At 40.3% G+C, this 21,343-nt stretch carries 17 protein-coding genes; 7 read left to right on the top strand and 10 right to left on the bottom strand.

Features of this window, described 5'->3' with window-relative positions; all coding sequences use genetic code 11:
- Nucleotides 1-142: 142 nt before the first annotated feature.
- Nucleotides 143-2,317 (top strand): MMPL family transporter, encoded by a 2,175-nt coding sequence (locus ACZ5AE_RS06920; RefSeq protein ID WP_464570709.1) that lies wholly within the window; start codon nt 143-145, stop codon nt 2,315-2,317.
- A gap of 47 nt (nt 2,318-2,364) precedes the next feature.
- On the opposite strand, the gene ACZ5AE_RS06915 is transcribed toward ACZ5AE_RS06920, so the two are convergent.
- Nucleotides 2,365-2,706: a cupin domain-containing protein gene (locus tag ACZ5AE_RS06915; protein WP_464570707.1), complete on the bottom strand. Its 342-nt coding sequence runs from the start codon at nt 2,704-2,706 to the stop codon at nt 2,365-2,367.
- A gap of 206 nt (nt 2,707-2,912) precedes the next feature.
- Between ACZ5AE_RS06915 and ACZ5AE_RS06910 the strand changes: the two genes are divergently transcribed.
- Both ACZ5AE_RS06910 and ACZ5AE_RS06905 read left to right on the top strand, forming a co-directional pair.
- Nucleotides 2,913-3,419 (top strand): nuclease-related domain-containing protein, encoded by a 507-nt coding sequence (locus ACZ5AE_RS06910; RefSeq protein WP_464570705.1) that lies wholly within the window; start codon nt 2,913-2,915, stop codon nt 3,417-3,419.
- A complete protein-coding gene (locus ACZ5AE_RS06905) occupies nt 3,416-3,823 on the top strand; it encodes a hypothetical protein (protein ID WP_464570703.1) in 408 nt (135 codons plus the stop codon). The genes ACZ5AE_RS06910 and ACZ5AE_RS06905 overlap by 4 nt, the downstream gene beginning before the upstream one ends.
- Before the next feature lie 794 nt (nt 3,824-4,617).
- On the opposite strand, the gene ACZ5AE_RS06900 is transcribed toward ACZ5AE_RS06905, so the two are convergent.
- On the bottom strand, nt 4,618-4,938 hold the full coding sequence (locus ACZ5AE_RS06900) for a hypothetical protein (protein ID WP_464570701.1): 321 nt from the start codon (nt 4,936-4,938) through the stop codon (nt 4,618-4,620).
- A 212-nt stretch (nt 4,939-5,150) separates the two neighbouring features.
- Here ACZ5AE_RS06900 and ACZ5AE_RS06895 point away from each other — a divergent pair, with 212 nt between their 5' ends.
- From ACZ5AE_RS06895 to ACZ5AE_RS06880, 4 genes are all read left to right on the top strand, one after another.
- On the top strand, nt 5,151-7,289 hold the full coding sequence (locus tag ACZ5AE_RS06895; RefSeq protein WP_464570699.1) for a YhgE/Pip domain-containing protein: 2,139 nt from the start codon (nt 5,151-5,153) through the stop codon (nt 7,287-7,289).
- A gap of 92 nt (nt 7,290-7,381) precedes the next feature.
- Nucleotides 7,382-8,497 (top strand): metallophosphoesterase, encoded by a 1,116-nt coding sequence (locus tag ACZ5AE_RS06890; RefSeq protein WP_464570697.1) that lies wholly within the window; start codon nt 7,382-7,384, stop codon nt 8,495-8,497.
- Nucleotides 8,498-8,796: 299 nt separating this feature from the next.
- Nucleotides 8,797-10,077, top strand: coding sequence for an ArsB/NhaD family transporter (locus ACZ5AE_RS06885; RefSeq protein WP_464570695.1), 1,281 nt, complete (start codon nt 8,797-8,799; stop codon nt 10,075-10,077).
- A 7-nt stretch (nt 10,078-10,084) separates the two neighbouring features.
- Nucleotides 10,085-10,366 carry a hypothetical protein gene (locus ACZ5AE_RS06880; RefSeq protein WP_464570693.1) on the top strand — a complete coding sequence of 94 codons (282 nt, stop codon included), beginning with the start codon at nt 10,085-10,087 and terminating at the stop codon, nt 10,364-10,366.
- Nucleotides 10,367-10,418: 52 nt separating this feature from the next.
- Here ACZ5AE_RS06880 and ACZ5AE_RS06875 read toward each other — a convergent pair whose 3' ends face one another.
- The 8 genes from ACZ5AE_RS06875 to uxaC form a co-directional block, all read right to left on the bottom strand.
- Nucleotides 10,419-12,617 (bottom strand): glycoside hydrolase family 3 protein, encoded by a 2,199-nt coding sequence (locus ACZ5AE_RS06875; RefSeq protein ID WP_464570691.1) that lies wholly within the window; start codon nt 12,615-12,617, stop codon nt 10,419-10,421.
- Nucleotides 12,618-12,814: 197 nt separating this feature from the next.
- Nucleotides 12,815-13,540, bottom strand: coding sequence for a response regulator transcription factor (locus ACZ5AE_RS06870; RefSeq protein ID WP_464573567.1), 726 nt, complete (start codon nt 13,538-13,540; stop codon nt 12,815-12,817).
- 145 nt (nt 13,541-13,685) lie between these two features.
- Nucleotides 13,686-14,486 (bottom strand): ATP-dependent sacrificial sulfur transferase LarE, encoded by an 801-nt coding sequence (larE, locus tag ACZ5AE_RS06865; protein WP_464570689.1) that lies wholly within the window; start codon nt 14,484-14,486, stop codon nt 13,686-13,688.
- 79 nt (nt 14,487-14,565) lie between these two features.
- The gene (locus ACZ5AE_RS06860; protein ID WP_464570687.1) at nt 14,566-15,336 is read right to left on the bottom strand and encodes an SDR family oxidoreductase; all 771 of its coding nucleotides are present in this window, start codon (nt 15,334-15,336) and stop codon (nt 14,566-14,568) included.
- Between the two features lie 20 nt (nt 15,337-15,356).
- Nucleotides 15,357-16,625 carry a nickel pincer cofactor-dependent isomerase, group 22 gene (locus tag ACZ5AE_RS06855; RefSeq protein WP_464570685.1) on the bottom strand — a complete coding sequence of 423 codons (1,269 nt, stop codon included), beginning with the start codon at nt 16,623-16,625 and terminating at the stop codon, nt 15,357-15,359.
- 302 nt (nt 16,626-16,927) lie between these two features.
- Nucleotides 16,928-18,088 (bottom strand): Gfo/Idh/MocA family protein, encoded by a 1,161-nt coding sequence (locus tag ACZ5AE_RS06850; protein ID WP_464570683.1) that lies wholly within the window; start codon nt 18,086-18,088, stop codon nt 16,928-16,930.
- A gap of 150 nt (nt 18,089-18,238) precedes the next feature.
- A complete protein-coding gene (gndA, locus tag ACZ5AE_RS06845; RefSeq protein ID WP_464570681.1) occupies nt 18,239-19,651 on the bottom strand; it encodes an NADP-dependent phosphogluconate dehydrogenase in 1,413 nt (470 codons plus the stop codon).
- Nucleotides 19,652-19,755: 104 nt separating this feature from the next.
- A complete protein-coding gene (uxaC, locus tag ACZ5AE_RS06840; protein ID WP_464570679.1) occupies nt 19,756-21,159 on the bottom strand; it encodes a glucuronate isomerase in 1,404 nt (467 codons plus the stop codon).
- Between the last annotated feature and the right edge of the window lie 184 nt (nt 21,160-21,343).

Raw genomic sequence — 21,343 nt, 5'->3', positions numbered from 1 at the left:
GTAAATATGTACATTTTCACCGGATAAGAAGGGAAATATTTATAAAAGGCTTTCTTATTAAAAGCCATGAAATAGTCAAACGTTTAAAGCTGTAATATTTTGTTACTTAATTGGATTGTTATTTTTTATTGGGGGTGATGGGGTGGAAAAGCTCGGTGGATTTATTTATCGGAATCGAAAATGGGTGATGCTGGTTTGGCTTTTAGCTATTATCCTGTTTGGCTTTTTCGCTTTGAAACTGCCTGCTGTGTTAAGCGGAAACGGTTTTGAATATAAGGGAGAATATAACGAAACGAGGCGGATTTTAGAAAAAGACTTTGGACAACCCAAGTCCTCCATTATCCTTGTTTTTCAAAGAGAAAAGGGCGTGAACGATGAAAAGTTTCAGGAATTTATGAAGGATACCTTCGTAAAACTAAAGGACTTTGATCAAGCAAAGGACATCATTCCCCCATTTGCCCGGGACGATATGATTAAAGGGAATTACGCTTATGGCCTGCTTACCTTTAATAAAAAAGCGGAAAGCCTCGGGACAGAAATAAGCGATTTAAAAAAGCTGCTGAAAAACAAAAAAGGGTTAAAGGTAACGATGACGGGGGAACCAATCATCGTTAAAGATTTAAATACAGCAAGCCAAGAGGATTTGGCTAAAGCTGAGATGATTGGCTTGCCGATTGCCCTGCTTGTTCTCATCCTCGCTTTTGGCAGTCTTGTGGCGTCAGCACTTCCGCTGATTATTGGTGTGGTATCCATTTTAACCACCATGGGGACCGTTTATTTTTTCAGTTACGGCATCGACCTAACTATTTTTATTTTGAATATTGTACCAATGATCGGCCTTGCTTTGAGCATCGATTTTGCGCTGTTATTTATTAACCGCTATAAGGAAGAGTTAACAAGGAAATCTGTTGGGGAAGCCATCGCAATTACCGTTGCCACAGCAGGCAGGTCCATCATCTTTTCCGGCCTATGCGTCTTTATCGGGTTATCTGGACTTTGGTTTATTCAAATTGATATTTTTCAGAATGTCGCCCTCGGCGGAATGACTGTCGTCCTTGTTTCTGCACTCTGCTCTTTAACGTTTCTGCCGGCGTTCTTGGCACTATTAGGACATAGAATCAATAAATTTAGCTTGTTGCGGATTTCAGACGATCGCGTAAGCGGCTGGTATTTATTTGCCAAGTTTGTCATGCGCCGTCCCGTTCTGATGGCAGTCTGCGCTTTAGCCATTTTGCTGGTCGGACTTATTCCAGTGAAGCAAATGGTTCTTACGATTCCGGGCACCGATTCCCTGCCTCCTAACTATCCTTCACGTGTCGCTATAGAAAAATTTAAAGATCAATTTATTGAAAAAGAAAAACGCGATGAGAAGAAGGTATCGATTATTCTGGAGACCAGCGGAGGTGTTCTGACAAGGGATAATCTGGAGAAGGTAAGCCGAGTGATCAATAAATTGGAGAAAGACCAACTAGTTAATACGGTTGATTCGCCATTTTCTGTTTTTGGCATTAAGAATACATCGCAATTCCAACAGCTGCTGCTTTATGGTGAAATGAGTAAACTTACCCCAGTTTTCGATCATTTCGTCCGGGAAAATAAAATGCTGGTTGAAGTCTACCTAAAGACCGGTGAACATTCAGCTAAAGCCCGCCAATGGGTTAAGGATTGGTCCGTGAAAGATTTAGGTGTAAAGGCTTCAGTTGGCGGTCCAATTAAGTTCGAGCAAGAAATCTTTGATGAGATTATAAAAAAGGCTCCGTATGGTTTGCTGTTGATTATGATTTCAACGCTAGTCATTTTGATGGCTGCTTTCCGATCGATACTCATTCCGTTTAAAGCTATCTTGATGAATGCCTTGAGCCTTGGCTGCACATTTGGGATTGTCGTTTGGGTTTTCCAGGAGGGACATTTGGGAGTTGAACCTGTCAATATTGGCTTAATCCTTCCCGTTTTTGTTTTTACTCTCGTATTTGGATTGTCAATGGATTACGAGGTATTTCTAATCTCCCGAATTCAGGAGTTTTATCTGAAAACGGGCGATAATAATGAGGCAACAATTTCAGGTTTAACGTACACGAGTAAAATCATTACCTCCGCGGCAGCAATTATGATTGTCGTGACGGGTGCTTTTGCTTTTACTGGCGTTATGCCAATCAAGCAATTGGGAGTCGGCATTGCGGTCGCCATTTTTATTGACGCTACCATTGTCCGGATGGTTCTTGTTCCATCTTTGATGAAATTGTTAGGTGATTGGAATTGGTGGTTTTTTGGGTTTAAGAAGAAAGGTGATGTTTCTCATCGAAAAAAACCTGCATAAATTTGAAGATTGATTAAAGCCAGCCTGATTGAGGCTGGCTTTTGCTGTTAAATATTATTGGCATATTGCTCGTTTGGAATTTTACTTAATACCACATATAAACTTACAGGTTCACTGCCCGTATTTTTGAAGGACATTTCCTCTTCACTTTCCACATGGATGAGGTCCGCCTCGGTTACTGTTGTCTCTATTCCATCTATTATAATTGTGCCGCTGCCAGTTAGAACATACAGATAAACCTCTGTTCCTGGGTGTTTATGAGTTGGGAGAGCCTGATTTGGCAGGAAGTTTAAAACGAATGCTGTTGTTTCGCCCTTCTTATAAATAATCCTTTTCGTGAATTTCTCTTCACTGTATTCCATATAGGCTTTAACTGAATTCTTTTCCATTGTTTATGCCTCCTTTATGTCTCTATTATAATTGATAATCATTTTCAGTTAAGTGAGTTGAGTCACTCCTTTTTAATTTATCTCTTTGAATATTCGATATCCGTTCTGACAGGAAAATGTTAACAAATATTTCATAGTTCGTGCATCGGTGGAAGTTATTTTTCTAGTAAAATAAATCTGTGATTTTAAATAAAGGATGGTGGACTATGCTTAAGAAACCGCGCACAATAAGAAAGGAATTAAGGAAAATGAGGTCATTGAATGCCCGCATGCTGTTGTCAGATGATGACAAATGGAATTATCTGAATGCGGAAAAGGGTTTTGCCGGTGAATTGGAGTTTGACAAGTTGACTGAAAAGCTTCAGTGTCAGTGTCTAGTTATTAACGATTTGCAGCTCAAGCTCAACAAATCTTATTTTCAAATTGACACAGTGATTATCTATCAAAAAGAAATTTGTCTGATTGATGTGAAAAATTTTGAAGGTGATTTTTATTACGATGCTGACGGGCATTTAATGAAAGGCAATCGAGAGATTAATAACCCTCTTAATCAGTTGGAGCGATGTGAAAACCTATTTAGGCAATTGCTTCAAAACTTAGGATACAAATATCATGTTGAATCATACCTGGTCCACATAAACCCCGAGTTTACCTTATACCAAGCTCCTCAAAATGACCATGTTATTTACCCGACACAAATCAAGAATTTATGAAGAAATTGGATAAACCATACTCGAGACTGAATCAGGGTCATGAGAAACTGGCAGAGCTGCTTATTTCGCTTGATCAAGAAGAATTTCCCTTTGCTGAATTTCCTTCTTATGAGTATGCTCAACTACAAAAAGGAGTACTTTCTTCTTCTTGCCACACACTCTCAACGTCTTTTACGGGAAATAAAATTGTGTGCGGTTTATGCGGGCATGAGGAGTCCGTTGATTCTGCGGTTTTGCGGAGTGTACGGGAGTTGGTTATGCTTTTTCCGGGGAGAAAGATTACTACTAATGGAGTTTGGGAATGGTGTGATGGGATCGTGTCTAAAAAGACAATTAATAGAATTTTAAGACGGCATTTTACCATCCAAGGGCATGGTAAGTATTCCTATTACAAACTTATGTAGTCGCATTTTTTAATTGTAATACTGATTATACTTTTTTATGAGGACATGCCTGGTGCTTTTTCTTGTCGGGGTGTCCTCATAAACCCTTTATGGGGACAACCCTGGTGTTTTTTCTTGTCGGGGTGTCCTCATGAACCTTTTATGAGGACAATCCTGCCTTTTTTCTTGTAGTGGTGTCCTCATGAACCCTTTATGAGGACAATCCTGGCTTTTTTTCTTGTAAGGGTGTCCTCATGAACCCCTCTATGAGGACAATCACCTCACTTTTTCTCATGAAGCTGTCCTCATGAACCCTCTATGAGGACAACCACCTCACTTTTTCTCATGGAGCTGTCCTCATGAACCCTCCATGAGGACAAACACCGCACTTTTTCTCATGGTGCTGTCCTCATGAACCCTCCATGAGGACAACCACCGCACTTTTTCTCATAGAGCGTCCTCATGAACCCTTTATGAGGACAAACATCGGACTTTTCCTCATGGAGCTGTCCTCATGAACCCCCGATGAGGACAACCACCGCACTTTTCCTCATGGAGCTGTTCTCATGAACCCTTTATAAGGACAACCACCGCATTTTTTCGCATGGGATTGTCCTCATGAACCCTTTAAAGCTGAAAAATGCCAGCCGCCCCCCCGGCTGGCACTTCCTATCAAACAGGTATTCACCCCCTATCCAAACTAACCTTCAGAGTTTACCAACTCCATTAAAATGCACATGTAAGGCTTCTGGCTTTTGCTTATGTCTCACTACCTTACAACACAGAATTTAAAAAAGAAGCTCCAAGGAACTTCTTTATGACACAAATGATAGAATCACTTTTTTCGGAATGTCGGCCATATGGTCAGCTTTGCTTTTTAATCTCTCACAGGATGGCAATTCAAAGGAAAACTCCTCGACATCTGCCGGAATAACTCCATCTTCCCGTAGTTTAGCAAACACTCTCTCCATTGCTTCCTCAGTTGAAATACGATCCTCTGAATCTTCCACTTGGAAACATTCGACACAAGTCTCAATGATGTTTTCTTCAATTTGTTCCTGCGAAAACACTAACTTTGCACCGGCAATCGCTTCAACTTCTTGATTTTCTAATTCAATAAAAGTAGTTATGTTCATGTCCAATTACCTCCCTGATTTAACTACCATCATTATAAAAAATTTATCTTCTTTTTTATTATGAAGATAGTATTATTCACTATTTGTTCATATGTTTTTGACAAATCTCTGACCAGCATCCCTAGCAGTTGCTTTTTATTATTAGTGTATCAACAGATAAATATGACAAATACTATTAATTATTAAACATCAATGTTGGGTGATTGGCTGATATGAATAAGATTTTGAGAATTTATCAAGATGATCTAAAAAGTGTCACGACGAATTGGGCTGCCGCCCTCGTTATTATCGCACTGATGTTTCTGCCATCTCTTTATGCCTGGTTTAATATAAAAGCGTCATGGGATCCATATGGTAATACGGGCGAAATTCCAATTGCCGTTATCAATGAGGATAACGGCACCATCCTAAGAGGGAAAAAAATCAACATCGGGAAAGAGGTTGTGAAATCTCTAAAACAAAATAAATCGCTTGGCTGGGATTTTGTTGATGCTAAAAAAGCGGAGCAAGGAGTGAAATACGGAGACTATTTTGCGAGCATTACGATTCCGAAGTATTTCTCCGAAAAAATTGGCACTGTCCTCAGTGATAACCCGCAAAAGCCGGAACTCAACTATGTCGTAAATGAAAAAGTTAATGCCATTGCCCCAAAAATTACAGCTAAGGGAGCCACAGGCATAAAAGAACAGATCAGCAAAAACTTTGTGAAGACAGCCAATGGCGTTATTTTTGATATTTTTAATCAACTTGGCATCGAACTGCAAAAGAACCTGCCTGAAATTGAAAAACTGAAGACCATGATTTTTTGGTTAAACGATCATCTGGCAGAGGCCGAAAATATTATTAATACTGCGAATCAAGACGCAGACCAAGCAGAAAAAATCGTGGCAGACCTGAAAGTGAAAATCAATGAGGTAGACTCCATCATGGGCCGCGCCCAGGACTTGTCCGGACAACTGACAACATTTTTTGACAGTAATAAAGAGACATTCGAAAATCTTGCACCCGCCGTTAAGCAAAATCTCATCTATATGGAACAAACAGCAGCAAATGTGGAGCAGGTCACGGGAATCTTATTATCGAATACCGCCAGTACAGAGGAAAGGCAAAGTGCACTAAACGATGCAATCACCCGCCTTACGGCACTAATCCGTGCGGAAACACTTTTAATCAACTTATTAAATCAATTAAATGGCTTAGGGACTGCACCACTGTTTACGGATGTAATCATACAGCTAAACAAGCAAAAAGAATCCGCCGAAAACCTATTAAATAATTTAAAAATGATTAAAAGCCTTGAGACACCCTCACAGGACCTGCTAGAGCGGACTAACCAAATTGCTTCGGATATGTCATCTGGTTTAGGACAGCTTGTGAATCAATATGACAGCAAAATTGCACCGAAGTTTGCACAAATCAGTAATGCAGCAAAACAAGTTCCCGTCAAGGCAAATGAATTTTTTGCAAATACAGACCAAACGCTTTCACAAATTAAAAAAATCCTTCAGGATGCCTCAGCCGGCATTGCCATTGGGAAACGGGATTTAGCTCTAATAAAAAGGGATTTCCCCGCTGTAAAGCAAAAAGTTATAAACCTGGCCAATCAAATCCGTGAATTTGAAAAAACGGAAGATATCCGTGACATTATCGATTTGCTGCGTAACGATGTCAAAAAGGAAAGTGACTTTTTCGCCGAGCCAGTACTATTAAAGGAAAAAAGGCTATTTCCGATTCCGAATTACGGATCAGCCATGTCGCCCTTTTTTACTACACTTGCTTTATGGGTGGGGGCAACTTTGCTTATATCATTAATCCCTGTCGAAGTGAATGATTTGCCAGGGGCGTATCATCCGAATCATGTCTATTTAGGCCGCTTTTTAACCTTTTTGACCATCGCGTTATGCCAGGCATTCATCGTAACCGCGGGTGATATTCTGCTATTAAAGACCTATGTTGTTGATAAGCCCTGGTTTATTTTATTTGGGTTACTGATTAGTGCTATCTTTATGCTGATTACCTATACACTGGTGTCCATTTTCGGAAATGTTGGAAAGGGATTGGCCATTGTTTTCCTTGTCCTGCAAATTTCTGGCGCTGGCGGCACCTTTCCTGTTCAGGTGATGCCGTCATTCTTTCAAAAGCTTCATCCCTTTTTACCCTTTACCTATGCCATTAGCTTGATGCGGGAAGCCGTCGGAGAAATCGAGTGGGATGTTGCCAAACATGACCTTTCCATCCTTTCGATGATCACCCTAGTAACATTGATATTTGGTTTAGTTTTAAAAGGGCCTATTGAAAAATATGGCGGTACCCTGCAAAAAAAAGCAAAAGAAAGCAGACTCATACATTAAAAGGAAATTCCGTCCAATTTTAATTAATATTTGTTTTAAAAAAACAAATACTATAGGGACCTATACTTTTAAATCCGAAGGAGGTCCCTCTATTGTTTAAAAAAACTTCCTTTCTATTATTGGTTGCCCTTCTATTCATTTTACAGCCTTCCGCGACGCATCCGGTTGCAAAAGCAACGGCACAGAAAAGCACGACAATTAACTTAAGATTGCTTGAAACGACCGATTTGCATGCGGATTTAATCAACTATGATTACTATCTTTCAAGGGAAAATAATCGAATCGGCCTGGTTCAAACGGCTTCACTCATTCGCCTGGCACGAAACGAAGTGAAGAATTCACTGTTATTTGATGGCGGCGACCACTTAAAAGGGAATCCCCTTGGCGAATATCTGGCCAGAATTAAGGGAATCAACAAAGGCAAGATCCACCCAGTTTACCGTGCCTTTAATCATTTAAAGTATGATGCCATTGCTATCGGCAATCATGAATTTAATTATGGGTTAAAATTTTTAAATGCTGCTTTAAAAGGGGCTAAAATGCCTGCCATTAACGCTAATGTGATTTCTGCAAAAACGAACACCCCATATTTTAAACCCTACGTTATATTAAAAAGAAAACTAGTGGACAAAGATGGGAAGAAACATAACCTGAGTATTGGTGTGATAAGCTTCATGCCGACTCAGATTATGAAGTGGGATAAATCAAACCTGGAGGGCAAAGTCTATCCACGGCCGATTGTGGATACCGCAAAGGAATATGTCCCGATCATGAAGGCGGAAGGTGCAGATGTTGTGATTGCCCTAGCTCATACGGGTATCACTGACGAACCATACCATCCCGATACAGAGGATGCTGTTTACTATTTAACAAAAATCCCCGGAATTGACGCTATCCTTGCGGGCCATTCCCATAGCCTGTTTCCCGGGCCATCCTATAAAAAGATTGCCAACACGGATATAAAAACCGGACGAATAAATGGAAAACCGGTCGTGATGCCAGGAGCTTTTGGAAGTCATCTTGGAATTATCGATTTAAATATTAAAAAAGTAGCCGGTAAATGGAGGGTTGTTAATGGCATATCCCGGGTCAGACCGATTGCAGATGAAAACGGCAAACCGCTTGTTCAAACAGATACCGAGCTGTATAAATTATTAAAACCTGAACATAAGGAAACGGTTAATACGATTAATAAATTAGGCTACTAAGTCTTAAAAATTTATTTTTTTATTCATAATTTATCCATTGTTTTGCCGATAGATGTGATTAAAATAATAATTGTTGTCCAGCTTCCTTGCTCTGGCTGTCCATTTCAAAATAGTGGAATGGTCAGCTACAGACGTAAGCTTGGACAACATCTATTTGTTTAGACACTTTACAACCTAAGCAGACTTTTATAAAATTAAATAAGGAAATATTCGGTGAATTATAGAGGAGTCTGTTGTCTTTTTCGGGCTCCTTTTTGTATTCACTTGTTTAGTAGAAATTAGGGAGAAGAGGTCGAAACATGTCAACACAAGCACTTATAGCATTAGGCGTTTTTCTCGTCATTTATGCATTTATCGTTACTGAAAAGATTCACCGGACCATCATCGCCATGATCGGTGGAATTTTAATGGTTGTACTGGGAATTGTCGGTCAAGAAGAGGCACTTCATCATATTGATTTTAATACCATTGGATTATTAACTGGTATGATGATTATCGTTACCATTACAGCCGAAACGGGTTTGTTCAAATATCTTGCTATATGGTCCGCCAAAAAAGCGGGAGCTGATCCTTTAAAAACGCTAATTATGTTCGGTATCATAACGGCAGTAGTTTCAGCATTCTTGGACAATGTTACCACCGTCCTTTTGATGGTCCCTGTTACCTTTAGTATTACTCGCCAACTTCAAGTGAATCCAATACCCTTTTTAATAACACAAATCCTTGCGTCAAATATTGGCGGAACCGCTACTCTGATTGGTGATCCTCCGAATATCATGCTTGGAAGCGCTGTTAAAGAACTAACCTTTATGGAATTCATTTATAACCTTACAGCTATTTCATTTCTTATCCTTTTTGTGAATATTGCCATTTTGGCTTTCATATATCGAAAACAACTTAAAACATCTCCTGAACTAAAAGCAAATGTAATGGATTTAGATGAAAAAGAGGAAATAACCGATAAAGTGTTATTAACAAAATCGTTAACTGTCATTGGGTTAACGATATTAGGATTCTTCCTGCATCAATTAGTACATATTGAATCAGCCACTGTTGCATTAGCCGGAGCTTTTCTGCTGCTTTTATTAACAGGCGAAAAGTATTTGGAGAAGGCTTTAGAAAAAGTAGAATGGACAACCATTTTCTTCTTTATCGGACTGTTTGTCCTTGTATCCGGATTGGTTGAGACGGGCGTCATTTCCTTATTGGCAGACAAAGCAGTTCATCTTACCGGTGGAGACGTAACCTCTACTTCGCTTTTAATTCTATGGGTAAGTGCGATTGCGTCAGCATTTATTGATAATATTCCTTTTGTTGCTACGATGATTCCAATGATTAAAGATATGGGTGAACTCGGGATCCAAAATCTCGATCCACTCTGGTGGAGCCTTGCATTAGGGGCCTGTCTCGGCGGGAACGGGACCTTGATTGGGGCGAGTGCCAATGTTATTGTAGCAGGTCTTGCCGCCAAGGAAGGCTATCATATAACATTCGGTAAATTCCTGGTTATTGCCTTTCCATTAATGATTCTGTCAATTTTAATTTGTACGGCATATATCTATCTGAGATACCTAATTTAGGAGGGCCATGATGAAGTTAGAGTATAAAATCAATGAAAAGCTGATAGAATTAACGGAAAAGAAAAATGGAGATGACTTTGAATTCTCCATCACCCTTCTATCAAAAGAACAGAAAAAAGGACTTGAAAAGATCCGTGAATATTTCGATAATAACAAGGTCCTGACAGACATTCATTTTTACATTCATGCCAATAACCGCTATCAAGTGATCGTCAGAAACGACTTTTATCATGAGTTTTTAATTCAGCTATTTAAGGAACAATTTTTGCTAGAAGTAAAATGGGTATAAAAAATAACGGCTGCCATGCAAATGGCAGCCGTTATTTTTCCCCCTTATTTCATTATTTATTTTTTTGTGCATGTTCAGGTGTGCCAATTTCACCCGCATGGTCTGGTTTTCCAACAGCTTTTCCTTGATTATAAGAAAGACCAAATCCGTATTCGTATTTGTTACCCGCTTTATTTACATAAGAGTAATTAGGGGTTTCTTCAGGTGCAAAGCTAGGGACATCGCCAACTTCATTTTCAACTGCTTCAGCACTAGCAGGGATAGCCATCGGCAGCTTTCCAATCGGGTTAAATTCACCGCGAATGACATCTATTACTGCTTCAGGCTTCGTTCCGTATGTGGCTAGAACAGCAGCCGCATTTGGTTCAATTTGATTAATTAACCATGGGCTGATAAAGTTGATCGCCGTAATTGTTGGAACTGTTTTTTGGATTTGAATAATTCGATCCACATTAGCTACCCCTGTTTCAGGACCTACTGTGATTCGTGGATTGTTATCCCAGTTGGATTGTGCCGGTTTCACCCAAACAAACGCATGGGTTGCTTCTGATAGATTATCCACGATAGTGATAGATGCATCATGATTATTAATAGTCTGTTTTAAATTGGCCGTATCTGCTGCTGCATTTCCGCCGAACATTTCAACATAAAGCTTCACTTTCTGCAGCTTAGCATCTTTTAACGGCAAGATATTTTTATCGTTACGTAATAAAACAACAGACTTAAGGTGTGCTTCATCTGCTAATGCTTGAGCTTTTGCATCTGCGACAACTTCCAAAGCTTGCTGCGGATCTACATACGGGTCTTCGAATAGACCTAAATTCATCATTTCTGTCAGCAATAGGGTCACAGATTCGTTAACTTCCTCTTCTTTTAGTAGACCTGATTCAACTGCATCAATTATAAGCTGCGGGTCGGATGATCCTGAAATGATATCTGTTCCTGCTTGAATGGCCTTAGCTACTTTCGCTTCCGGCGATAAATCCTCAGCACCCCATGCGTTGCCTCCAACAGCACCTGTATCGGAGTTAACATAGCCCTTGAAACCTAGGTTGTTTCTCAAGAAATCCAAAATTCCTTTGTTTAAGGCAAAGCCGACTTCTTCAAATTGCTGGTTTTCAGCGTACCAAGGCAGTCCTTGATCGGCACTTGTATTGCTTGGATAAGCGTAATAAGGCATGACTGACGTAACATTTGCTTTAATCGCTGCCTTGAAAGGCGGAATGTGATAGTTTAACAGACTGCCTTCTGTCGGGTACGGATTGAATTTCCCTTCCTCAAAGTGAGGGTCTAATCCATTATCCCGTGCCCCGCCGCCTGGAAAGTGCTTGACCGTAATCGAAACACTGTCGCTGCCAAGTTTTTCGCCCTGGAAGCCGGTTATCACGTTATAGACCATGTCTGAAGCTAGAGTAGGATCCTCGCCAAAGGTGTCTTCGATTCTTGCCCATAATGGATCTGTGGAGACATCTGCTGTATAGCCATAAACCTTGCGGATGCCAGCCGCTCTCCATTCCTTGGCGGCAATTTGTCCAAATTCCTTAACAGCCTCTCCGTCTCGTGCTGCTGCAAATCCTAGCGGACCAGGCCAGAAGGTGTGCATGCCAGCACCGTCACTATTATTGGTATAGTCAGTGGAAGCATGGTTGCGCGGGTTTGAAGTGACAACAACTGGGATGCCCAATCTCGATTCCTCAGCTACTTCCTGTAGCTGATTTGTATATTTTGCAATCACATCGACAGTCGGAGTTTGCCGAAAGATGACATGACGCATATTTTTCGCAACAATCATCGGATCATCTGCACTTACATATCTTCCATCAGCCGGATTGGCAATCGGAGTGTGCGTGTTAATCAACATCATGCCTGCCTTTTCAGCCAAAGTCATCTTTGACACCAGATCGGCTACCCGCTCATTAACAGGTATTCTCCAGTCCTCATAAGGATCTAAACTCCTGTCGCCATCTGAATCTCTGAATTGCTTCCCATCCGCCATCAGAACGCCTTTCTTTGCTGCCTCAATTTCTGGTTGACCGGTAACCGAACTAGCTGCAATACGATATGTAACCGTATCTGCACCGCCGTTTCCGGCATTTTGTGAAGCTGGGTCCACGTACCCCAAGTCTTCATTACCATTTGCACTTACCTGCGGGACCATGACTGGAGCTAGCAGAGATAAAGCAAGTGTACTCGTAAGAAGTGTTTTTCTCAGTCTTGACGTTTTTCTTATTTGTTTTGTTACTGACGCCATCTTTCTTCCCCCTATTAATTGGTTTTAGTAAACGCTTTCAACCCTAATTTTAAGAGGATATTGAATGGTAGTAGTAGAGGATTTTTGTTGCTATATTTGTGTTTTTTTAATATTCTAATAAATGAGTCTATTTCCCTATTTCCAAATAACTATTATTCTTTTTTTGCAAAAAAAAACGAGTCATTTGATCGACTCCGTTAGTCACTTGATTTTCTATATTCAGAGGGAGAACTACCCGTAATTCTTTTAAAATTATTGCTAAAATAAGCTAAATCCGAATAACCGACCCGTTCTGCAATCTCTGACATGCGTAGTGTTGTATTCTGTAGCAATCTTTTACTCTCTTCAATTCGCAGCTCAGTGATATAGCCAACAAATTTTTTTTTGAACTGCTGTTTGAATAATTGACTTAAATAGCTGGGATTAATATGGACATGTTCTGCAGCACCCTTCAGTGTTATTTGGTCTAAAGGGGTTTTTTCTATATATTGTAATACTCGTTCGACGGTAGATGATGGGATTGTTTCATCCTGTTCTTGAGCAATTTTTCTGCTTGTCTCTTCTTTATCTTGTTTAAATAACCATCTTTCCAGACATTCCTTTAATTCTTTTTCCTCAATTGGTTTAATAAGATAATCCGTTACACCGCTCCTCAACGCCTGATGCGCTAAGTGGAACTCATGATGAACACTAATGATAATACAATCAAGTTTCTTGTTTAACTTCGATAGCTCATTCGCCAGCGAAAGCCCGTCCATTATCGGCATTTGAATATCTGTGATGACAAGGTCAACGTCATTTTGCCTAATCCAGTCAAGCGCCTCTAAACCATTCCCGCATTCATGGATAATTTCTAGAGGAAGTGCCAACTTATGGATTGTCCACTTAAGGGCTGCCCGAACCCACCTCTCATCGTCAACCAGTAAGATTTTTCTTATTTTTGCTCACCTCTATCCATATTTTTATTAACTGTCAGTCTATCAATCTATAAAAAAAGGCTTTGGAAAAATCCAAAAGCCTTTTTTATAGGTGAATTTCCTATGGAGGCAAAACAAATGAAAAATGCTTTCAGGATAGAACTTTATTCATACTTCCGCTCTGATAGCCAATTAAATCAAGTGTTATATATTTATAGCCAAACTCTTGTAAATTACGCACAATGGGATCTTGATTTTCAAGGATGACTGCCATATCTTTAGGTTCTACCTCAATTCGGGCAATATCCTGGTGAGTTCTCACGCGAACCTGACGGATTTGCAGAGATTTTAAATAGTATTCTGCTTTTTCCACCTTTGTCAGCTTTTCTTTCGTAATGTACTCACCATAGGCAATCCTTGAAGAAAGACAGGCGAATGATGGTTTATCCCATGTCGGCAAATCAAATTCGCGGGAAAGCTCGCGGATTTCTTCCTTATAGAGATCCGCTTCCTGGAGTGGGCCGCGAATCCCCTTCTCTTTAGCTGCCTGCATGCCTGGACGGAATTCATTCATGTCATCGGCAATAACACCATAAATGACATTTTTAAAGCCTTTATCTGCCATAACAGGAATTAAATGATCAAATAAACTGCTTTTGCAAAAATAGCAGCGGTTTTTACTGTTTTCTGCATAGCCGGGAATCGCTAACTCGGAAGTTTCAATAACCTGATGTTTCACACCGATTTTTTCCGCTAATTTAATCGCCTCTTGAAGCTCGCTGGAGGGATACGTTTCTGAATCGGCTGTAACCGCCAGGACCTTCTTTGACCCTAATGTCTCGACTGCTGCTTTTAACAGAAAGGTACTATCCACACCACCTGAAAAGGCAACTACAACAGAATCCATTTCTCGGAGAATAGACTGTAATTTACTGTATTTCACGGTAAGCATTGTCCCCTCTCCCCTCGGGTAAATCAATCCATTTATACTTCATCATTGTTATCTTATTAGGGAATTGACGTCATTATGTTTAAATGGTCATCGCTCCGAAACCGCCATCCACGCGGATCATTGCGCCTGTCACAAAACTTGAGGCTTTTTCAGACGCAAGCCATACAGTTGCCCCTTGAAGCTCTTCTGCTTCACCAAAACGGTTCATTGGTGTATGGCGCATAATGGACTCAATCCGCTCCTTGTCCAAAATTTTGCGATTTTGTTCAGCCGGGAAGAACCCAGGAATAATCGCATTGACGCGGATTCCATTCGGCGCAAATTCACGCGCTAAAAATTGGGTCACACTATTAAGGCCGGCTTTTGATACAGAATACGTAAAGACACGAGAAAGCGGAGTCGTCGATGAAACAGACGAAATATTAATAATGCTGCCCTTACGATCCTGCTCAATCATTCTCTTCGCAAAAATTTGGCAGGTCATCACAATACCTTTTAAGTTGATATCCATGATTTTATCGTACTCATCCATGTCAAGATCGAAAAATGGGGTAGCACTGTTGGTTCCTGGTGCATTTAAGAGAATGTCCCAACCGCCAGCCCATTGTTCAATTTCATTTGCTGCCTGCTGCAAGGAATCCTTTAAACTAACATCTGCTTGAAAAGCCTTCGCTTCGCCGCCGGCTTCGACGATTTCCTTTACTACCTTTTCAGCAGTTTCTAGATTGCGGCCGACAATCGCAACCTTTGCCCCATGCTCTGCTAATCCTTTTGCCATAGCTGAGCCTAATACGCCATTACCACCTATGGCTACAGCTGTTTTTCCGGTTAGGTCAAATAAGTTTGTCATATTGTTCTCCCCCGTTCTTTCTAAAATAAATTTCCATTTTCATCAAAGTTAATTTCATATAAATTTGAAACTTGCTCCATATTTGGATGATTGGCTATATAATCTAGCAAAGCTTCTGAAACTTCTATCTCACTGATCTTCAGCGTATTTTTAATGCGCACCATTTTTACTTTGGTAAAATCTAAAATGTTACACGTCTTAACGGCAGCCTGAATTGCCTGTTTATCATTCGGGAGAGTAGTGGCGATTTTTGTAGGCGACACAACCGTTGAAGTTAATCCATTGGCATATGTTCCTTCTAAGTCCATATCATCTACTAGACGCTGGGTTGTAAAATCTGCCGTACCTACTCCATTAGCATTTCCTTCGGATTCAGGAGTAACAGAAAGCACGACCATCTTGTTAACATCTGGGCCGCCAGAGGCGTAAGGAGTTGGATAACGGCCTGTAATATTCGGGTCCATTCCATCACCGCTGATATTTTTTCCAATCTCATCTATCACTAGAACATCCAATTGATCAAAGAAAAGCTTTGGCAATAGCTCTTTTGCTTTTTTCTGAAGGGAGGCTTCCTTTTCGATGATTTCCGAAGGACTAAGAACGTCCACTGCCGCCACTTTATCAAAAGCATTTTCAACGGATGCCACACCAAAAAGGACCGGCTTTTTCGCCATGATAACCTTTGCCATTGCCGGAACATTTTCCGCCATATACTTAAAACCTAATTGATGGCAGGCCTCTGCGCCTTTTTGTTTTCCCAGTCCAATACTGATCATTTTCATGAGCCCGCTTTCCACAGGGCCACGGAATGCGGTATGAGGTTTTACACGGTTTATGACGACAATACCATCTGCCTCTGAAGCATACTTATCGATATAAATCGGCAGTCCGTTTGGCAGTTCGTCAATTTTTACAACCTCCATGGAAGAGCGGATTTCACATCCCACAGTTTCCATAGTGATCCCTAGATGCGCCAATACTTCACGCTGACCTTCAGCTGTAGCACCGCCGTGGCTTCCCATGCTTGGCACGATAAAAGGCTTCGCTCCAAGTTCCTTTAAAAATCTCACGGTTACTTCCGTTAGTTCAACAAGTCGGTCAAGTCCCCTGCTGCCAACCGCCAAGGCAATTTCCATTCCAGGCTTGACTGTTTTTCGTATATGTTCTTGCTGTAATTTTTCCATTAATGCATGTTCAAGATTATCAATTTTCTCGTCGCTAAAATTCACTTTAACTTTTGCCATCTTCGGCACTGGTATATCTTTTAGTAAGTCTTGAATAACACCCACAATTCTTCACTCCTTATCTATACCTTTAATGTTTCCCTATGAAAAATTTACATGTACAGCCATTTTTCAAGGATCTGTTACGTGATGTAATCCTTTTCAATTTATTTTAAAAAAGAGATGTATACCATCATTCAATTTAATTTGTTTAACAAACTAACAAATTCATTTGTATCATATCACTATCGATATTTTACGTCAATTCATTTGCGAAAGTGTTCTCACATTTTGTTGATTCAATAATAGACTTTTAGAACCAGTAAGAACCAATTCACAAAAATAAATCGTGAATTGGTTTTTATTTTTTATTTTTTAGCAGGATATTTATTCTCTTCTAAAATTCTTTTATTTAATTCTGCCAAAAACAATTCTTCATCGACTGGTAATTCCACTTCCTCCCCCAACCAGGTTGAGAGATGCATGGCGTTTGCCAATTCCACTTGATTAATCCCATCACTGCAAGGTGCAAGCAAAGGCGTGCCTTCAAGGATACTTGAGGCGAAATTTTCCATTGCAGTGGTATGTTGTCCGCCCCAGACAGAATTAAACTCCAAAACTTCTTCCTTGTAAATATCCCCCAGATACCCTTGTTTGAAAATATTTGCCACTTCCTCCTGGGTCAATGAAGCGCTCATTTCTGATTCGGATTTGTAAAGCCGTTTGATCGTAACTTTTTTACTGTCATCGACAACGATTTTTCCTTTGTCACCTAATATTTCAAAACGGTCCGTACCCATTACATCATGTGTACAAGCAATAAAGACACCCGTTGCTCCATTCCCATAATCAAAAACAGCGGTAACATCATCTTCCACCGCTATATTTCGTTGGTAGCCGAACTTGACATTGGAATATACTTTTTTTGGCATGCCACAAATCCATTGAAACAAATCAAGTTGGTGCGGCGCTTGATTGACTAGGATACCGCCGCCTTCACCGCCCCAGGTTGCTCTCCATTCATTTTGTTCATAATAACCCTGCGGCCGCCACGAAGTCGTAATCATCCAGTTTGCCCGGCGAAAGCTGCCAATCTCACCATTACTGATAATCTCTTTTACCTTTTGATAAAGCGGGTTTGTTCTCTGATTAAACAATATACCAACCTTTATTTCCGGCTTGGCTGCTGCAAATTCGTTTAATTCTTTTACCTGCTTCGTATAAATTCCGGCAGGTTTTTCGATTAATACGTGTACGTTTTTTTTGATTGCCTCAATCCCCATCTCCGGATGAAGATAATGCGGTGTACAAATAATGACAGCGTCAACAGTTCCGCTTTCAAGTAATTCTATATAATCCTTATAAAATGCTACTCCCGGAAACTTCTCTGCAGCCATTTCCTGTTTTTCCGCGCTTCTGGCACAGAGCGCTCCAAGGACCATGTTCTTCACTTTTCCTTCAGATATAAATTCAGCATATGCATTCCCTTGTGCCCCTAAGCCGACGATCCCTACTTTCACCTGAACCAAATTAAGTTTCCTCCTTTTATTAAGAGATGACACATTTAATTTGTTAACTAAACATATTTTTATTTTAAGGTAGCCACCACATAATGAAAAGACATTATTCTGCTTTATTTACAACAAAAGCCGACCTAAATGGCCGGCTTTGATATTTTACTATTCCATCCAGTTTGTATGGAATACTCCCTCTTTATCAACTCGCTGATATGTGTGAGCACCAAAGTAGTCCCGTTGTGCCTGTAATAGGTTCGCAGGAAGTGTTTCGGTACGGTAGCTGTCATAATAAGCAATCGCACTTGCAAACGATGGTACCGGAATACCACGTTCAATTGCCAAGGATAGCACTTGACGAAGTGACTGCTGATAGCCTTCTACAATTTCCTTAAAGTAAGGATCAAGTAAAAGATTAGCTAGTCCTGGGTCACGGTCGTAAGCGTCTTTAATTTTCTGCAGGAATTGGGCACGAATGATACAGCCGCCGCGGAATATCATCGCGATATCGCCGTAGCGAAGGTTCCAATCGTACTCTTCAGATGCTGCACGCATTTGGGCGAAACCTTGAGCGTAGGAGCAAATTTTACTCATGTACAAAGCCTTGCGAACAGCTTCAATCAATTCTTCTTTATTGCCCTCAAATGGTTTTGCCTCTGGTCCATTCAACACTTGACTTGCCTTTACACGTTCCTCTTTCATGGCTGAAATAAAGCGCGCAAATACAGATTCAGTAATAAGCGGCAGCGGTACACCTAAATCTAAAGCGTTTTGGCTTGTCCATTTACCGGTACCTTTTTGACCGGCAGTGTCAAGAATGACATCAACCATTGGCTTTCCAGTTTCTTCATCCACTTTTGTAAAAATGTCTGCGGTAATTTCAATTAAATAACTATCAAGTTCGCCTTTATTCCACTCGGCAAATACTTGATGAAGCTCATCTGCATTTAAACCAAGAACATTTTTAAGGATAAAGTAGGCTTCACAGATTAACTGCATATCGCCGTACTCAATGCCATTATGAACCATTTTCACATAATGTCCTGCACCATTTGGACCGATATACGTACAGCATGGGTCACCTTCCACTTTTGCTGAGATGGCTTCTAAAATCGGTTTGACAAGCTCATAAGCTTCCCGTTTACCGCCAGGCATAATCGAAGGTCCTTTTAATGCACCTTCTTCCCCGCCGGATACGCCCGTTCCGATAAAATGGTATCCTGCTGTCGCTAGTTCCTTATTCCGTCTGATAGTGTCCTGGAAGAATGTATTTCCGCCATCGATTAGAATATCACCTTCCTCAAGATATGGTTTTAAGGAATCGATAGTGGCATCGGTAGCAGTACCTGCTTTAACCATTAATAAAATTTTACGAGGCTTTTCTAAAGAGTTAACAAATTCCTCCACAGTGCGGGCACCAACAAAGTTTTTTCCCTCCGCCTCATTTTTTAAGAATTCCTCTGTTTTTTCGTAAGAGCGGTTAAAGACTGCAACGGAATAACCTCTGCTTTCAATATTTAAAGCAAGATTTTTCCCCATTACAGCTAATCCAACTACTCCAATTTGTTGCTTTGACATATTACAATCTCCCTCCGTTTATCGGTTTGGGCTCGCGGGCACCATTAATATACCATTCATAATAGCGGTTTAAGCAAAGAACATCAAGAAAGGCAGTTTCTAAATTATCGCTTTAAGAAATACTTCTCTGCATTGTGATAGCCAATATTTCTAACCATTTGCTCCATAAACTCCTGATTATTTGGCGCTAAGCCTCTTTCCACCCATTCTCCAAGAATGTTGCAGAGGATTCGACGGAAATAATCATGCCTTGCGTAAGATAGGAAACTGCGGGAATCTGTTAGCATACCAATAAAGTGGCTTAATAACCCAACGTTTGCGAGATCCTTCATTTGTTTTTCCATTCCATCGATATGATCGAGGAACCACCAGCCTGAACCAAATTGAACTTTACCCGGGATACCCTCTTCATAAAAATTACCCATCATGCCAGCCAGGACAACATTATCCTTCTGGTTCAGGTTAAACAATACCGTTCTCGGCAATGAATTCTGTACGTCAAGAGCATCAAGAAAACGGGAGATCCCTTCCGCAAAATTAGTTTCGCCAACAGAATCAAACCCTGTATCAGGTCCAAGCGAATTTTTCATTTTCGTATTATTGCTGCGCATAGCACCCATATGAAGTTGCATGACCCATTGTTTTTCCGAGTACATTTTTCCAAGCTCCGTCAATAGGAACGATCTATATAGAGTTATTTCTTCTTCATTAAGCTCTTCACCGTTGAACCGCTTTTCAAAAATTAGTGAAATCTCTTCTTTTGTCGTTTGAATATATTCCATTTTTTGAATATCATGATCGGACGCACGACCGCCATTTTTATGGAAGTAATCAACTCGCTGTTTTAATGCTTGTAAAAAAGAATCTAAAGAGTCCACCTTGATTCCGGATACTTCAGATAATTTTTCAAGCCAGCTTTTAAAGGTTGGACGCTCAATGAAGAGCGCACCATCAGGACGGAAGGTTGGCGCAATGATGGTCTTAAAAGTTTCATCCTTCTTTAACAATTGATGGTGTTCAAGTGTTGAAACTGGGTCATCAGTGGTACCGATAAATTTTACATTAGATCGCTCAATGAAAGCCCTTGGCCTGAATTCCGGATTCTCGAGTTTTTCATTGCATTCGTCAAAAATTTCACGGGCGGTTTCCGGATTGAGAACCTTCTCGATTCCAAAAAACATTTTTAATTCCATATGTGTCCAATGATAAAGCGGGTTGCCAATTAAATGAGGCACTGTTTCCGCCCATGCTGCAAACTTTTCCCAGTCATCAGCGTCGCCGGTAATGAATCTTTCGCCAATACCATGCATCCTCATTGCTCTCCATTTATAATGGTCACCGCCAAGCCAAACTTCTGTAATACTGCGATAAGGTTTGTTTTCCCAAACCTCTTGGGGATTTAAATGGCAGTGAAAGTCAAAAATCGGCAATCCCTGTGCGGCATTATCATAAAGTCCCTTAGCTGTTTCGGTATTTAATAAGAAATCATTATCTAAAAAAGCTTTCATTCTATTCCCTCCCAATAGCAAAGCTTTAGCTGTAAACCCTTTCAACTTTGCAAAAAAATTTATAAATACATTCACCTTATTTTAATTTGTTTATTAAACTAATTAAATACAAATATAAATTATCATGTTTATCTAAATTCGTCAATGAAGGATTTTAATAATATGTTTTTCCGTCATTTAATAA

Source organism: Neobacillus sp. S1227, assembly GCF_055385255.1.
The sequence above is the reverse complement of the archived record's forward strand: the minus strand, read 5'-3'. Positions and strand labels throughout refer to the sequence as shown.

Coding starts and splice junctions, on each gene's coding strand:
- ACZ5AE_RS06915 (WP_464570707.1), bottom strand. CDS start 2,706: ATGGAAAAGAATTCAGTTAAAGCCTATATGGAATACAGTGAAGAGAAA.
- ACZ5AE_RS06910 (WP_464570705.1), top strand. CDS start 2,913: ATGCTTAAGAAACCGCGCACAATAAGAAAGGAATTAAGGAAAATGAGG.
- ACZ5AE_RS06905 (WP_464570703.1), top strand. CDS start 3,416: ATGAAGAAATTGGATAAACCATACTCGAGACTGAATCAGGGTCATGAG.
- ACZ5AE_RS06900 (WP_464570701.1), bottom strand. CDS start 4,938: ATGAACATAACTACTTTTATTGAATTAGAAAATCAAGAAGTTGAAGCG.
- ACZ5AE_RS06895 (WP_464570699.1), top strand. CDS start 5,151: ATGAATAAGATTTTGAGAATTTATCAAGATGATCTAAAAAGTGTCACG.
- ACZ5AE_RS06885 (WP_464570695.1), top strand. CDS start 8,797: ATGTCAACACAAGCACTTATAGCATTAGGCGTTTTTCTCGTCATTTAT.
- ACZ5AE_RS06880 (WP_464570693.1), top strand. CDS start 10,085: ATGATGAAGTTAGAGTATAAAATCAATGAAAAGCTGATAGAATTAACG.
- ACZ5AE_RS06875 (WP_464570691.1), bottom strand. CDS start 12,617: ATGGCGTCAGTAACAAAACAAATAAGAAAAACGTCAAGACTGAGAAAA.
- larE (WP_464570689.1), bottom strand. CDS start 14,486: ATGCTTACCGTGAAATACAGTAAATTACAGTCTATTCTCCGAGAAATG.
- ACZ5AE_RS06860 (WP_464570687.1), bottom strand. CDS start 15,336: ATGACAAACTTATTTGACCTAACCGGAAAAACAGCTGTAGCCATAGGT.
- gndA (WP_464570681.1), bottom strand. CDS start 19,651: ATGTCAAAGCAACAAATTGGAGTAGTTGGATTAGCTGTAATGGGGAAA.
- uxaC (WP_464570679.1), bottom strand. CDS start 21,159: ATGAAAGCTTTTTTAGATAATGATTTCTTATTAAATACCGAAACAGCT.